Genomic DNA, 15,444 nt, shown 5'->3' with positions numbered 1-15,444 from the left:
ACGAATGAACAACAGAACGAAGTGATACACGCCATGCAGCCTGACATCAGAACCATATTCGCATCACAGAAAGAAGAGGCTTCCGGACCGGGAGCACTTGATGTAAAAGAAAGGCTTGAGCGTGTGCTTCGTATCGATAATTATCTTAAGGATGAACATAACCTGCAGGAGCTTTACGAGGCACTTTACAATGATCTGCGAAAACCAGAGGTAGAGGTCATAGCAACAGAAGTGGGCGTTATCCAGGCCCAGATATCCTATCTGAAAAAGAATCTGCATAAATGGGACCGGGACCACCGGGTCTCCACACCGTTGCCATTGCTCGGTACCCGGTCCTATATACGCTATGATCCAAAGGGAGTGGTTCTCATTATGTCTCCGTGGAACTTTCCTCTCAACCTCTCCCTTGTACCTCTGGTCTACGCCATAGCAGCAGGCAATGCTGTTATACTGAAACCCAGTGAGATCTCCTCCCATACTTCAGCCTATATCAAAAAGATGATAAGCGAACTGTTCAAAGTGAACGAGGTAGCTGTTGTAGAAGGTGATGCAACAGTGGCAACGAAGCTGCTGGAACTGCCCTTCGACCACATATTCTTCACAGGCAGTCCTCGTGTCGGGAAGATAGTCATGGGAAAAGCTGCAGAGCATCTTACCAGTGTGACCCTGGAACTTGGAGGGAAGTCACCTGCCATCATAGATGAGACCGCTAATATCCAACGTATTGCAAGAAGACTGGCATGGGCAAAATCGATCAACTGCGGTCAGACCTGTGTGACACCAGACTATGTTATCATTCACGATTCTAAAAAGAGAGAGTTCATCGAAGAGTTCAGGTCAGCGGTCACAGAACTCTACAACAGGTCCGGCAGGGGTACGGAAAGCTCACCTGATTACTGCAGGATCATAAATCACCATCATTTTCTGAGACTTAGCTCCCTGTACCAGGATGCACTGGACAGGGGTGCCAGCCTGCTTACAGGAGGGAACTTCGAAGAGGATGACCTGTTCATCCCACCTACACTACTGGACAATATCTCCGAGGATATGAATATCATGCAGGAAGAGATATTCGGACCCTTGCTTCCAGTTATTACCTACAGTGACAGGTCAGAGGTCAAGGATATCATACGAAGGCATCCGAATCCGCTGATGCTCTATATAGCCAGTAACGACAGGAAGAACATCCGATATTTCATGGACGGGATTCCTGCCGGCGGGACCGTCATCAATGACTACATGCTCGGTTACAGCAACCCGAACCTGCCCTTTGGAGGGGTGAATAACAGTGGTATGGGTAAGTCGCTTGGTTTCCATTGCTTCATGGAATTCTCTAACAAACGAAGTGTAATCCACCGTAAGTGGGGTTCGCTGGATATTATCTATCCTCCATACAGCGACCGTGTATTGTGGATGGTAAAAGCATTGTACAGGTGGATGTGAGCATGGGGCAAAATAACAGTAACACAGACCATATCGCTGGAAAGTGCAGGAAGACAGTCCTCATAACCGGGGGAGCAGGAGGTATCGGTCAGGAACTCGCAAAGCTCTTTGCCAGGGATGGTTACGACCTTGTGCTGGTTGACAGGAATAAAGAGGATTTGAAACAGGTCAGGGACCCCTTACAGTGTATCAACCTGAATATGCGCATTTTCCTGCTGGAACAGGATCTTTCTGAACCGGATGCTGCAACTAAGGTTCGTGAATTCACCCGTGAACACTCACTGATGATCGATGTACTTGTAAACTGTGCGGGTTTCGGGACATATGGTTTTGTCAATGAGATCGACGAGGAGAGGGAACTTGACATGCTGCAACTGCATGTTATCACACTCTACCGGATGACACGGCTCTACCTGAAGGAGATGGTGGAGCGAAATGAAGGAAGGATAATCAATGTATCCTCGATATCGGCCTTCCAGCCGAATCCGTATTTTGCCACTTATGGCGCCAGCAAGAGTTTTGTGCTGAACTTCAGCAGGGCATTGAACTACGAATTGAAGGAGAAGGGACTGAATGTGAGGGTGATGGCCGTCTGTCCGACCGCTGTGAAGGATACGGGATTCAGGACGGCAGCAGGGATGGAACACACAAGAGCATTCCGTTCATGGATGTCGGTGAATGCCAGCGTTGTTGCACGTGATACCTGGCGTGCACTTCAATGTGACAGGGATGTGGTGATACCCGGCAGAGGACTTGGTCTGCTGCATCACATTGCCTGCCGTCTGCCTGTAAGCTGGCTGATGAGGTTGTCACGTTCAGAACTGAGGGAGACCGCCGGGGGTCTTCCAAAGGAGATGTTCATCTGCTCACCTGAAAAGGGAGCTGATCAATGATGTATTTGTGATGTATTTGAGGTGATAAGAATGAATATTGTATATAAGGAAAATGAAAAGAACGATGTCTGTGGGATGAAGGGCACTCATGTTCCTGTGATACAGGTTTCGAATATGGGTGGAAAGAGCGGTTGTAAGACCGATTGTCTTGTCTGCGGTGCCGAAGTGGATTACCTGAGCGAGCCTGTGAATGCCACATGTCATTACTGCGAAGTAGAGGAAAAAACATACTTCGTGTGCAAGGAAGAACATTATGTATGTAACAGATGTCATTCCAAAGATGCCATTGACGTTATTGAGAATATCTGCAAGACGACGGAAATCGCTGACCCGCTGACCATTGCGGAGATCATTATGGAGCATCCCAGTATCCATATGCATGGACCGGAACATCATGCTCTTATCCCTGCGGTCCTTGTTGCTGCCTACCAGAACTATACAGGGAATACTGACAAGAGACCGATCGTGGAAGCAATGAGACGTGGAAGCATGGTTCCCGGTGGCTACTGTGGTCTTTATGGAGCATGTGCTGCTGGAATAGGAGTGGGTATTGCAATGTGCGTGCTGCTGGAAGCCACACCCCTCACACCCGCGGAAAGAGCACATGCCAACTGGGCTACTGCCTGTACCCTTAAATGCATAGCCGATGCTGGTGGAGCCAGATGCTGTAAGAAATCGACCCGTATCTCACTTGAAGAAGGAATGAAGTACCTCTCCGATATGTTCGACCTCAGCTGGTATGAGAAGGCTGATTTCAATGCCAGGTGTGAGTATACCCAGTACAATAAGGAATGTGACAGTGATTGCAGGTATCGGAGTGAGGGGTGAATTCTGTTTTCTTTTATGGTTCATGCTATTGCGTTCTGTGACCTTATAATAGGATAATGAAAATACGGCTCTGTAAAGATCCTCGTATGAATGATTCACGAGATCGTACATACCTGTCATGATCGCGGATAATTAATTCTTGGAAAGATCACGGCTATTAAGTACTGTATGCAGAAATACTATGATCAATCTGATGACAGATAATTGACCGTGATCTCCTGATGTGACAGGAACATGACCATCAACTCGGATCGGTAAGATTTAGATACTGAAACAGACAACTTGATTGTTTATATGGTTGACAGATCCGGTGAAGAGGAGGCAGATGTAATTGCTATTGTTGATGGGCTTGTCAGGCTTATAAATAAGGCTGTCTCCATTGAGAAAGAGCCTGTGGACATCGGACATGGTATCATACTTCATAGTTCTGAAGTGCATCTGATAGATATGGCAGGTCGTTATTCTCATGAAAGTGTTTCCCAGTTAGCATGCAGACTTGGCATAACCAAGGGTGCGGTCTCTCAGACTGCAAAAAAACTGGAAGATAAAGGGTACATAAGAAAAGAGAAAATGCCGGATAACAAGAAAACAGTTGTTCTCAGCCTGACCGAAATGGGACAGGAAGCTTTTGAATGGCACAAAGCGTATCATGAAGCTGTTAATGCCAAGTTATGTGCAGAAATAGAAAAAATGTCATTGGAAGAAAAAGATAAACTGAACAGAATATTTATCAGTTTTGAAGAAATGATGGACAATTGTTCTCAGGTCAGGGATAAAATAAAAGTGCCTTTTCATCGAACTCATTCAAATAAGTGACGATCGACCCATATAGTTTAGTAGCTAAACTTAAATAGTTCAGGTGCTATACCAAATACAATGCTTGATTCAAATTGAGGGATTGTATGTCAGAGTACACTATAGAATCTATCGACCTTTCTCACAGGAATGAAATAATAGACATTTTCAACTACTATGTAGAGAACAGCTTCGCAGCATATTTTGAGAACAAGGTCCCATATGAGTTCTTTGATATCCTAATGCAGAGTAATACCGGATATCCTTCCGTGGTCATAAAAAATGAACAGAATGAGATTGTAGCATTTGGAATGCTTCGTCCACACTCAGCAATTCCTTCGTTCTCAGTAACAGCTGAAACCACTTATTTTGTAAAAGATGGGTACAAAGGTAAGGGAATAGGCAGCATGCTACTGGCAGAACTTGTATCGAAGGCAAAAGATATCAATATTCATTCTCTCCTTGCCAATATCTCATCCATTAACGAAGAAAGCCTTATGTTTCACAAAAAGAAAGGTTTTTCAGAATGTGGTCGGTTTGCTGAAGTTGGAATTAAACATGGTACCACCTTCGATACGGTCTGGATGCAAAAATTCATTTAATATCTAACTACAGGCTCTATGGCATTTTTGTTTTATGCAGGAAATAGTGAATACTCTGTTGAGTGCAAAGACATTGAGTCAAGAGTGTTGACGATGATGATGATTTTTGGTTTAATAAGTATTATGATGCATATTTAAACTATTTATATGATACTTGGACTCTTGAGCTTTCTTCACATCAAGAGCCTGCTAATCAATATTATTGGATTCCGTACCGATGCACGTAACTCAATAATAACAACTCTTAATTCTGGAATTACTTTATTTGTATTGAAAACAATATTCTATGTGGTTAATCGCTAGATTCGGGTTGTGGGAAATGAGCATTTAGGGATACGAATGCACCCTGAATATATTGCAAAATTTGAGGATGATCCCAAAATTATCCGGTCTGATCAACTAATGTAATGGGGGTAAATGAAGTGAATAAGCTGATCATTGGTTTAGTGTTAGCTGTGTTTGTTTTGAGCACAGCGAGTATAGGGGTGGCAGCAGATAACAAGCCAGATAATGTACCGTCAGATATCCAGAAAATAACTTTTATCCATTATGCAAAGTCGGCTGATAATTCTAGAACGGAGTGGGATGATGAAGTTGAAATGTACAAGTTGTTACCAGCTAAAGTCAGGTGGTATAAAACTGTAGAGTATGAAATTTATGTTGAAGATAGTGGTTTAGGTACAGGTGAGGCTTTTAGTGCTATAAAGGATAGTTTAAAACCATGGAATGATGCAATAGGCTTTAAACTGCTTTCGGCGGAAAAAGGAACTGAGAAAAGTGCTCCAACTACAACTGCACAAGTGAGGGATGAGAAAAATGTAGTAATGTGGAGCGATCTTGGACCTACCGGCCCTGGTACGATAATTGCCATGAATACATTCTGGTTCTATACATCAACAGGTGAAATAGTGGAGTCTGATGTTCAACTTAATAGCAATATAGAGTGGGGCACGAACGGTGAGAAGACAAAAATGGATGTGCAAAATATAGCAACACATGAGTTTGGACACAATGGATTGAATGATCTATATATTACAAAATGTACAGAACTGACAATGTATGGATACAGTGCGGTCGGAGAAACTAAAAAGAGAACTCTGGGACTCGGTGATATATTAGGCATAAAAGCATTATACGGAGAATAAGATCTCCTCTTTATTTCATTTTTAGTTATAAAATTAATGAGACATCAAAAATGTGACCATAAAACCAATATGGTGGTCACAAGGTGTTGAAGGTTATTACGGGATCGGGTTTTATCCCGTCCTGAATTTCACTTCATTTCAGCTATGCGTTGATGAAGCCTGGGTTGAATAAGACCTTCTATCCTATTCTGAAATTTACTTCATCCAAATGACGCGCAAATGAAGGTCATTGTGGTACGATCCCAATTTCGGTCTCGCCCGGAACGTTGCCCCATTTTACAGCTTACTCCCTTGTAACCAAGTGATTATATGTACTTTATGATATAAGCTACTGACGGTCCTATAACTATCAATTATTTAAGGAAGATGATCAGTAATCATCCACAACACAAACTATCAGATCAGCACCACCAATAAATAGTATACTACACTATACTATAGTATATGTCAGTAGCTACCACTATAAAGATCGACCCTCAACTAAAGGAAAGCCTTGATAAGTTGAAGTTGTTCCCCAGAGAAACCTATAATGATGTGGTCTCCCGGCTGGTTGATATGGCATACGACCAGGAACCCCTGAGTGATGAGACTATCAAAAGGATCGAGGATTCACTGGAAGACCTCAAACGTGGAAGATATCATACACAGGAAGAGGTTGAGAAAGAACTGGGGCTCAGGTAATGTATTCTATTCTCTATTCACCTGCTGCACTAAAGGATCTCAAGAAACTCCCCCGGGACATTGCAGCAAAGATAGTTACTTCCATCAAAGATATCAGTGAGAATCCAAAAGATCACGTTAAAAAGCTCAAAGGATTTCCCGACTCACCCATTTATTCACTTAGAGTGGGAGATTATCGTGTCATCATGAGCATTGAAGGGGAAAAGCTGGTCATCTTCGTTATTGAAGTAGGTCATAGGAAGAAGATATACAGGAAGTACTGAAAAATACTTCACTGTTTTAGTCAATAACCGCAGATGAACGCATCATTTCAAAGGAAAGTGGATTCAATTTTTCTCATCCTTGAATTCAACATCGCTATGACTGCCGTCACAGAATGGTTTGTTTCGGGAGGCTCCACATCTGCAAAGTGAATAATGGTCATGTGTTTCTGGTTCTGAGCCATCGGGATCATCAAGCTCTATCCCTGTAACATTGTAAGGTCCATCCTTAAGGATGAAGATCTCAGGGTCATGTGAATAATCCTTGTGCAATTCTCCGTTGATAGTATAGCTCAGTGCGCCGGAAGGACAGCTTCTGATGAGTTTTGCTATCTCTTCGGGGTCCACAGCATCCGGGTCAGCCCATGGGTCTTTACCCTTTTTGAAAACTGAAGGCAGATTGCGAACACAGTGCCCTACATGGCAACACACATTCTTGTTGCGGTGGATGCTGATATCTTTCCCGACGTAAGTCTCAACTCCGGCTGGAACACGGTCTTTTTCATTCTCCCCGGAAAAACCGTTCTTTGCATGTGTTCCGTCACAGAATGGCATATTCGACGAACCTCCACACCTGCAAAGTGTCATAACAGGTTTTGTCTCAATGAAAACACCCTTTGAATTCCTGAGCGTTTTTACATTCTTAGCAATGTATGGACCGTTCTTTGATACCTTTATTGAAGGTTTGACATCTTTATCCACTGGAACACCTCTGTTAATGAAATCCGTGTACATCTGATTTCTAGTTTTTGCAGGGAACATCCCGGGTTTTCCCATTTCGAATTATTTTTCCGGGTTTGCAGCAGTCCAGGCCCTGTCGATCCCTTCCATGTCCGAGTTCATATCAAGCATCATTAATTTCTCAAGGTCTTCGCTATGCTTCTGATACATTGATATGTAACTGTCCTCATCCTTATGGCGCATTTTATGTAATTCCGGCATCATCTCTTCGTCCTTTTTACGGAAAATACGCATCAATTTATGTGCTTCATAGGGGTCGAAACCGAGAAGTTTCAGGGCGTCCTGTCCGAGTGCCAGGGCACTGCCAAAGGTCTCCCGTCTTATCTGGGTGATTCCCATATCCATGAGCTCATGGGCAGCTGTACGGTCATATGCATTGACTGCGATCTTCAGATGTGGATAGTGCTTACCTGCCAATTCGATCAGCTTTCTCGATCTGTCTATGTCACCTATGGCGATTATAAGGAGTTCAGCTTCAGCGGCTCCGGCAGCTTCAAGCAGGTCAAGACGTGTAATATCTCCGTAATAAACCTCAAATCCGAATTTTCTCAGAACATCCACATTGTCTGCATCATAATCGAGAATTACCGGTTTGACACCGGCAGAGATCAGGAAACGCCCCAGGTCGGTACCAAGACGACCAAAACCGGCAAGGATGACCTTGTGTCCGGTATGGTCTATCGTGTCTGGTGCACGTCCGGCCTCTTCATCCTCCTGAGCACTTGAACTGAACTTCTCATATGCCAGGAAAAGGAGCGGTGTAAGGAACATGGAGATCGCAACTGCGGAAATAAGGGGTTCTATGGTCTGGGCTGGCAAAACGCCGTTGGTCCTGGAGAACTGGAAGAGGACAAATGCGAACTCGCCTCCCTGTGCAAGAGAGACAGCAAAGAATGAACGGTCTTTTTTATCCATTCCAAAGATGAGACCGGTGCCTACGAGGACCAGCCATTTGAAAACGATCAAAGCTACAGTGAGTCCTGCTATCAGCATGATCTCCTCACTGATAAGTGTGAAATTGAGACTGGCACCAATGGAAATGAAGAAGATACCCAGTAGCAGGCCCTTGAATGGTTCTATATCGCTTTCAAGCTCATGACGATACTCGCTGCCTGCCAGGACAACACCGGCAAGGAAGGTTCCAAGGGCAGGGGACAGGCCAACTGCGGTCATAAGTATCGAGATACCAACTACAAGGGCCAGTGCAGCAGCAACAAAGATCTCCCTGACCCTTGTAGCTGCAATGGTCCTGAATATCGGTTTGCTTGCATATTTACCAATGAAGAAGATAGACAGGATCGCTAGCAGCGTGATAATTATCTGCATGTATTCCGGCAGTGCAGTGATATCAAAGAGAGCTGCCTCAGAATGCCCGTCGTCATGTATGGCCAACGTTGCCAGAAATGGTAGAACGGCAAGCATAGGAATGACTGCAAGGTCCTGGAAAAGGAGAACCGAGAAGATAGACCTTCCGGAAGAAGTGCTCATCAGCCCCTTTTCACGCAGAGTCTGCAGAACTATGGCCGTAGAGGAGAGGGAGAGAGTAAGACCAACGGCTACTGCCTGTTGCCATGGCAGGAAGATAATGGCTATACCGGAAATGATGATACTCGAGAGGACTACCTGCATTCCCCCCATTCCCAATATGGGAGTACGCATCTGCCAGAGCAGTGATGGTTTGAGTTCGAGTCCGACAAGGAAAAGCATCATCACTACGCCAAACTCCGTGAAATGCATGACCTCCTCAAGGTCAGCAATGAGAGAGAGGCCGAAGGGTCCGATGACGATACCTGCTATGAGATAGCCGAGTACCGAACCAAGACCCAGTTTCTTGGCAATAGGAACGGCAATGGATGCAGCAGCCAGGAAGATAAAGAGCTGTAACAGGAAATTTTCCACTGTTATGTCCTCCTGATAATTGAATCAAGGTCACTGTTGAGATATTGACCCTGCTTTGCTTTCTCAACATCAAGCATACCGTCCCGCAAGGCAGTGACTGCACGCCGGTATTCTCCTGCATGGAACTTTACTTCCTCCTCGGACAAGCCCTGGTGAATACCAAGAACCGCGAATGGAGGAAGCCAGTTCATATTGCAAAGGTTTGCCATAGCACAATATGGAGAGGTAAGCTCTCCAATTGTAAAAATGTTACAACCATCTTTCCTATAGGTACTGTCGTCACCGCCTGCTGTGATAGCCTGAAGGAAGATCTTTCCTTCGAGTGCCTTGCCCTTTGATCCATAGGCCCAGCCATGCTCAAGCACCAGATCAAGCCATTCCTTTACTATTGAAGGGGGTGAGTACCAATATAGCGGGTGCTGGAAAATAATGACATCATGTTCTTCACAGAGACTTTGCTCCTTTTTGATATCTATCAGAAAATCCGGATAGTTCGCATAGAGATCATTGATGGTTACATTTTCGAGATCTTCAACAGCAGCACGAAGAGCACTATTGATCTTCGAACGTGTTCTTGCCGGATGCGCAAAGATGATAAGGATCTTATTCATGATCTTCTCTCCTGAGTAGCGATATATTATTGAGTGCTACCTATTATAAAGCCGTTGTATACGCTTTTTAGTTCAGTCTGACAATATGAGAACTGCCTGAAAAGCAGGACCGTATAACTTTTTTATCTACTATCAAAATATACCCGGTAGTACTTATAGCCCATGCAGACGTTTTTAGATATTACTGATAAAAAGTGTACCTGTCTAAGGATGTGGAATACGATAAGAAAACGAAAGTAACGTAAAAAAACTCAAACCCCATCACCGACAGCATCCACATGATCCTCGAACACATCATCCCGAATGAACACATTATCATAGAACAAAGCCGCAACGACACCGCCGATTATCGGACCGATCCAGTAGACCAGATGATCTGTCCAGTAGCCTGCGATAAGAGCTGGACCGAATGACCTTGCGGGGTTCATGGAAGCACCGGTTATCGGTCCCCCGATAATGATGGCAATAAGGACAAAGGCACCTATGGCAAAACCTGCCAGACCCGGTGGGGAACGGGTGTCAACCGCAACGCCGAAAATGACAAAGACGAGCAGAAAAGTGAGGATTGCCTCAATGAGTATCCCCGTTCCAGGTGCGATGCCCACTCCAAGGCTTGTGGCACCGAGGTTCACACTGCTCACTGTAGAGGGGAAGAGTTCCAGGAGCAGGATACTTGCAGCACAGGCTCCTGATACCTGTGATATGATGTAGGCAAAAGAATCCCTGAAATCCATCTTTCCTGTCACGGCCATGGCAATCGTAACAACAGGGTTGATGTGGGCTCCTGAAATATGGCCGAGGGCATATATCAGCACCATGACGGTGGCTCCGGTGGCTATCGCCATACCTGTCAGACCCAGTATCCCATGTGAGAGATGGTCAATGGCATTGGAACCCGCTGCTATGAAAACCAGTGTGAAGGTTCCCACGAACTCGGCCATATATTTCCGGAGCGGATAGGACATGCTCTTACCTCATTCACCTGTCCACCTTTCAATGTCGCTTATCCTCTGGTCCAGGCAAGCTCCGCAAAGACATGGTTCATCGATGATAGAGGTGATATCCCGTGTCCTGTAACGGATAAGAGGCATGCACTTCCTTCGCAGGGTGGTGACCACAAGCTCACCCTTCTCACCTGCCGGTAAGACCTTGCCTGTCTTCGGGTCGATGACCTCCACAAGAAAATCAGGGTTGTTAAGGTGAAAACCGTTCTGCTGCTCGCACTCAATGGCATTGGCCAGACCAAGTTCAGTCATTCCCCACTGGCGCAGAGCCTTGCATCCCCACACGCTCTCGATCTCTTCCCTCATATCCTCTGTCAGGGGCTCGGATGAGCATATTATCCTCTTGATACCCAGTTCTCCCGGTTCAATGAGACTGCTTACCTGTTTTGAAAGGTCATAGAGGAAAGATGAAGTTCCGATTATGAAAGTTGTACCGGATTCCTGCATGGTCTTTATCTGTTCTTCAGCATCAAGGGAATCCTCTATCACTGAATTGAAACCTCCGAGGGCACATGCCTTGCTCAGGACCAGTCCCGGGTCCCAGGTTGCAGTTATGGTGGGGTACATTATCTGCAGGACATCATCCTTTGAATCCATGCCAGCCATCTTCAGGCCGGATATAACGGAATCGACGATCTCCAGCAGTTCATCCTGTGTGTATGCCATCCTTTTGAGCATTTTAGTGGTACCGGAACTTGTGAACTCACGGATGATATCCTTTCTTGGCACACAGAGGAAGTGATAGGGTTTGTTTGCAAGTTCCTTCTGCTCGGTCAGAGGGAGTTTTTCAAGGTCCTCATAGCTGGTTATCTCCGAAATATCAATGCCCGCATTCGCATAAAGGTCCTGGTAGTATGGACTGTTCTCCAGCACATATGCAAGAAGTTCCCTGAACTTGAAGAGCTTGTAATCTTTGACAGACTCCCTGTCGAGTTCCTCGCTGCCAAAATAGTTGCTCATTACCTTGTTCTTCCTGATATCGTTCCTTATCTTCCCAAGACCCCACTGTTCAAGCGGATTACCTTGCTGGATACTTAATTTTCTGGAATCGAGTTTCCTTTTTGCCACGGTCATACGAACAGACGTGTTCAGCTTTGTACAAAGACTCATTCTTCTCCTCCTGTGTATTGTTGGACATCCTGTCCTGTTCCTGAAATATAATGTGATGATCAAAAATAAAAAGAAAATAAAAACTAAAATAAAACGAATGATCCGGGTGGATCAGGCAGCATCCCTGTAGAGGAAGTTGCCGTTGCAGTCAGTCATATTATAATTACAGAACGGGACGAATCGTCCGTCACGTGTGACAACATGTATGCAGCAGTTCTCCACACGGTCCTGTTCATATGACCAGACATCCTGGAATGCCATGGTTGAAATGGTCAGGTAATTGTTCATGCTCATCTCAATGAAATCAGCCCATCCACCCAGACTGGGTTTTGACTTGGAGAGGACATCAGTTATTGGTTTCTCGCAGCATGAACCTTTCACGGTCAGGTCGCTGAGAGGCTTTTCACAACAAGAGCCTTTGATCAGCAGATCACCACATGATGATGCCGGCTTTGATTCCTTTTCTTTCTCAAGACCTTTCCATCTTCCCATGATGGACTTCTTTGTCTTACTTGCCACATCAGAAGCGGACTTCACAGCACCCATGGAAACGTTTGTCAGCGGCAGGTATCCTCCGTTGTCGATAAGTGTGAGACAGGTGGCTCCGCAATGTGCATGTGGCATAAGTGATGGTGTGAAATTACTGACCTTAAGCTGACCTTCTGTCTGCTTCTCGATCTCCTTGAGAAGCTCCAGTATGGTCACCTTGTCAGTCCTGTCCGATGGAGACCTTCCTGAATGGAATACAGGCTGGAAGTGAACACCTCTGACTGCCGGGACCCTGCTTGCAGCAAAGTCGATTATCCCGCCGACCTCATGCAGGTTGTAACCTTTGGCCACCAGTGGAACGAGCACAACACCGATGCCGGCCTTCTCACACCTGTTTATGACCTCTTTCTTCACATCGAGCATTTTCCTTCCGGTCCTCTGCATGTAGACCTCGTCAGAAATTCCGTCGAATCCGAGATAGACTGCATCTATTCCGGCAGCAGCTATTTTGTCGAAATATTTCTGGTCACTTGCTATCCTGACACCATTGGTGTTCAGTTCGATATGGCTGATGCCAATTTCCTTTCCCATTTTGATAATCTCGGGGAGGTCGTTCCTCAGGGTTGGTTCACCGCCGGAGATCTGTATGCATGTGGGTTCGTTCTGGCATTTCTTTACGGTCTCGAACATGAGCCTGATAGTATCCATATCTGGATCAAGGCTTTCGTCCATTGATGAATTTGCAAAACAATAGGTACATTTCATATTACACCTGTCAGTGACCTCGACCACTGCCAGGCAGGTATCCTGTTTGTGAGAGGGACACAGGCCGCAATCGAAAGGACATCCTCTTTGTGTATCCGTTAAAGGCGCTCTGGCCTTCGCCCTGTCAACATCGAAGCATTCCTCCATCAGACGATAGTGCTCGATATCTTCAGAAATAAGGCTTATGAAGTTGCCGTGGTCTTCACATTTCTTCATGATGTAGACCTTGCCATCTTCAACATATTTTGTGCCTTCGATCCTTTCAAGACACTCCGGACACAGGCTCTGTACTTTTTCGATCGGTTCCATTTTTATCCCTCTCAAAGGTGGTATTTATCTCAGGGATCCTGAGACTTGGGTTACAATTTAAGCTCTCTTCTCTTCCAGGATCGCTTCTGCGGTCTTCAGTGTCTTTGCCACACCATCGGATACGTAGAATTCATCACATTTAGGACATACAAGTCCGGGTCCCGGTCTTGTGACACCCATATATGTCATGTCCACATTCCTCTCCAGTGCGATCTCACCGCACTTTGCACATGCCCAGTCGCTTGCATCGTCATAGTCGATCTCGCTGAGCTCTCCGCCTGTGAGACCGAGAATATTCATTTTGTGGGCATACACGTCTAAGAGTTCGTCAGGTGAATATACTGCGTAGACGGTAAGGTTGTCAGAACCGCCCTTTGCAATTGCGATGTCACCTTCTCTGGCCTTGAGCTTTGTACCACTGGACTCTGCACTCTCGATGAGATCCAGGATCTCTTCCTGCTTGAAACCATTGTCTTTCAGTGTGTTGTCAAGTTCTTCAGTTATCTTGATATCCATTTTGAAACACTCCTTGATCATTGTTTATTTGTTGTGATTCCCGTCCTCAGAACTTCTCATACTTTCCGTGGTCCTTTGCAGCCTTTACAAGTGCACGGACGTTCACAGGTGGTGCGTTGGTCGGACATTCACATGCTGTTCCGAGGATGAATCCTCTTGGACTGTCCTTTCCGGCAATTACCTGCTCTTTTGCCTGTTCGTATACCTGTGCAGGGGTTCCACGGTCAACGAGTTTTGTGTCAACTGTACCGAAGCAGGTACATCTGTCACCAAAGGCTTCTACGAGCTTGGTTGTCGGGAAGATGTTCTGTCCGTCATATCCGATCTGTACGATGGTGAATGGACTCATTGGAGCGTTCTTCCACATCTGGTAGTCATCGGTGTGGTTTCCACAGAGGTGGTAGTATACACCAGGACCTGCTCCTGCGTTGAGTACCTTCCTGACAGCGCGGGAAACCGGCTGGAAACTGAACCTCTTGATCTGTTCTGTGTCCATGAGATCACCACTGGCAATGACAGATCCGGTGATCATTACATTTGCACCGTATCTATCAGATGTTGCTTTACAGGCGTTCACCATGTGGTCACCGGCCTTTTTACAGAGCTTGTCAACGACCTCAGGTTCTGTGATCATCCACATGAAGACATCCTCGATGGCAGCCCAGTTGGTTGCTACTTCCATTGTTCCACCTAACTGTGTGATAGGTGCGAACATGTGAGGGAACTCCTCTTTACAGGTGTCCAGTGCCTTGTAGTGTGTTGTGAGTGTAGGTCCTTTGACAAGGTCTTCGGTCTCAAGTACTTCGAAGTTGTCAACGTCCTCTGCTGTCTTTATAGGACGGTTGGTGATACCTGGTGGAGAATTGGTCTGGACCTTGATCTCTGCTCCATAGTCCTGTCCCCAGTAGTCAGCATACAGGTAGTGACCTACAGGAGTGACATCGTAGAGTTCACATGCATGGCATACCATGCGTATCGCTTCATCAGGATTCTGGTAGAAGTATCCTGCATTTTTCCTAAACAAGCTTGCAGCATGGGACAAGATGATCGGGTCTACGATAACCCTTTCAGATGGCTTGTCAACCCAAGGTGTTGTCCACAAACTTCCTGCTTCTTCGAGCCAATTTTGGTCTATTGGTGCGTAATCTTTTGCTGGCATGATTTGATCACCCATGTTCTTGTTCGGTCGACAGTCAACGAAAACATAATTTCCGTCCTGCCGCCTTTTTAATAATTAAGTACTGATGGTCAGTAGAACGAACCGAGGTCCGCAATTACTGCCTAAAGAGAAATAGCAAGCTGGAGTTATATATAATAACTTCAAGTAATTAATCAACGAATGATTTATTATCA

The 15,444-nt window shown here is 45.5% G+C and carries 15 protein-coding genes and 1 pseudogene; 8 read left to right on the top strand and 8 right to left on the bottom strand.

What is annotated here, in order from left to right; genetic code table 11:
* Positions 1-15: 15 nt before the first annotated feature.
* The 8 genes and pseudogenes from V7O63_RS09020 to V7O63_RS08985 all read left to right on the top strand — a co-directional run.
* Positions 16-1,443: pseudogene (locus V7O63_RS09020) on the top strand (aldehyde dehydrogenase family protein); the annotation flags it as partial.
* A gap of 2 nt (positions 1,444-1,445) precedes the next feature.
* Positions 1,446-2,336 carry an SDR family oxidoreductase gene (locus V7O63_RS09015; protein WP_340818120.1) on the top strand — a complete coding sequence of 297 codons (891 nt, stop codon included), beginning with the start codon at positions 1,446-1,448 and terminating at the stop codon, positions 2,334-2,336.
* Between the two features lie 30 nt (positions 2,337-2,366).
* Positions 2,367-3,164: a DUF5714 domain-containing protein gene (locus tag V7O63_RS09010; RefSeq protein WP_340818119.1), complete on the top strand. Its 798-nt coding sequence runs from the start codon at positions 2,367-2,369 to the stop codon at positions 3,162-3,164.
* Between the two features lie 294 nt (positions 3,165-3,458).
* Complete coding sequence (locus tag V7O63_RS09005; RefSeq protein WP_340818118.1) at positions 3,459-3,980, top strand: MarR family transcriptional regulator; 522 nt, start codon at positions 3,459-3,461, stop codon at positions 3,978-3,980.
* Between the two features lie 86 nt (positions 3,981-4,066).
* Positions 4,067-4,561: an N-acetyltransferase family protein gene (locus V7O63_RS09000; protein WP_340818117.1), complete on the top strand. Its 495-nt coding sequence runs from the start codon at positions 4,067-4,069 to the stop codon at positions 4,559-4,561.
* Between the two features lie 422 nt (positions 4,562-4,983).
* The gene (locus V7O63_RS08995; RefSeq protein ID WP_340818116.1) at positions 4,984-5,706 is read left to right on the top strand and encodes a matrixin family metalloprotease; all 723 of its coding nucleotides are present in this window, start codon (positions 4,984-4,986) and stop codon (positions 5,704-5,706) included.
* Positions 5,707-6,150: 444 nt separating this feature from the next.
* Positions 6,151-6,387 (top strand): hypothetical protein, encoded by a 237-nt coding sequence (locus V7O63_RS08990; protein ID WP_340818115.1) that lies wholly within the window; start codon positions 6,151-6,153, stop codon positions 6,385-6,387.
* On the top strand, positions 6,387-6,650 hold the full coding sequence (locus V7O63_RS08985) for a type II toxin-antitoxin system RelE/ParE family toxin (protein WP_340818114.1): 264 nt from the start codon (positions 6,387-6,389) through the stop codon (positions 6,648-6,650). The genes V7O63_RS08990 and V7O63_RS08985 overlap by 1 nt, the downstream gene beginning before the upstream one ends.
* Before the next feature lie 63 nt (positions 6,651-6,713).
* On the opposite strand, the gene V7O63_RS08980 is transcribed toward V7O63_RS08985, so the two are convergent.
* The 8 genes from V7O63_RS08980 to V7O63_RS08945 form a co-directional block, all read right to left on the bottom strand.
* Entirely contained in the window at positions 6,714-7,349 is a 636-nt protein-coding gene (locus tag V7O63_RS08980; RefSeq protein WP_340818113.1) for a CDGSH iron-sulfur domain-containing protein, read from the bottom strand.
* An 81-nt stretch (positions 7,350-7,430) separates the two neighbouring features.
* Entirely contained in the window at positions 7,431-9,287 is a 1,857-nt protein-coding gene (locus V7O63_RS08975; RefSeq protein WP_340818112.1) for a monovalent cation:proton antiporter-2 (CPA2) family protein, read from the bottom strand.
* Positions 9,288-9,289: 2 nt separating this feature from the next.
* Positions 9,290-9,898: an NAD(P)H-dependent oxidoreductase gene (locus V7O63_RS08970; RefSeq protein WP_340818111.1), complete on the bottom strand. Its 609-nt coding sequence runs from the start codon at positions 9,896-9,898 to the stop codon at positions 9,290-9,292.
* Positions 9,899-10,149: 251 nt separating this feature from the next.
* Positions 10,150-10,863 (bottom strand): MIP family channel protein, encoded by a 714-nt coding sequence (locus V7O63_RS08965; RefSeq protein ID WP_340818110.1) that lies wholly within the window; start codon positions 10,861-10,863, stop codon positions 10,150-10,152.
* A 9-nt stretch (positions 10,864-10,872) separates the two neighbouring features.
* The gene (locus V7O63_RS08960) at positions 10,873-12,012 is read right to left on the bottom strand and encodes an AMP-binding protein (protein ID WP_340818109.1); all 1,140 of its coding nucleotides are present in this window, start codon (positions 12,010-12,012) and stop codon (positions 10,873-10,875) included.
* 111 nt (positions 12,013-12,123) lie between these two features.
* Positions 12,124-13,575 carry a radical SAM protein gene (locus V7O63_RS08955; protein ID WP_340818108.1) on the bottom strand — a complete coding sequence of 484 codons (1,452 nt, stop codon included), beginning with the start codon at positions 13,573-13,575 and terminating at the stop codon, positions 12,124-12,126.
* A gap of 57 nt (positions 13,576-13,632) precedes the next feature.
* The gene (locus tag V7O63_RS08950) at positions 13,633-14,091 is read right to left on the bottom strand and encodes a hypothetical protein (RefSeq protein WP_340818106.1); all 459 of its coding nucleotides are present in this window, start codon (positions 14,089-14,091) and stop codon (positions 13,633-13,635) included.
* Between the two features lie 46 nt (positions 14,092-14,137).
* The gene (locus tag V7O63_RS08945; RefSeq protein WP_340818105.1) at positions 14,138-15,250 is read right to left on the bottom strand and encodes a uroporphyrinogen decarboxylase family protein; all 1,113 of its coding nucleotides are present in this window, start codon (positions 15,248-15,250) and stop codon (positions 14,138-14,140) included.
* Positions 15,251-15,444 lie beyond the last annotated feature (194 nt).

The organism is Methanolobus sp. WCC4 (assembly GCF_038022665.1).
In the GTDB taxonomy this organism is placed as follows: domain Archaea; phylum Halobacteriota; class Methanosarcinia; order Methanosarcinales; family Methanosarcinaceae; genus Methanolobus.
The sequence above is the reverse complement of the archived record's forward strand: the minus strand, read 5'-3'. Positions and strand labels throughout refer to the sequence as shown.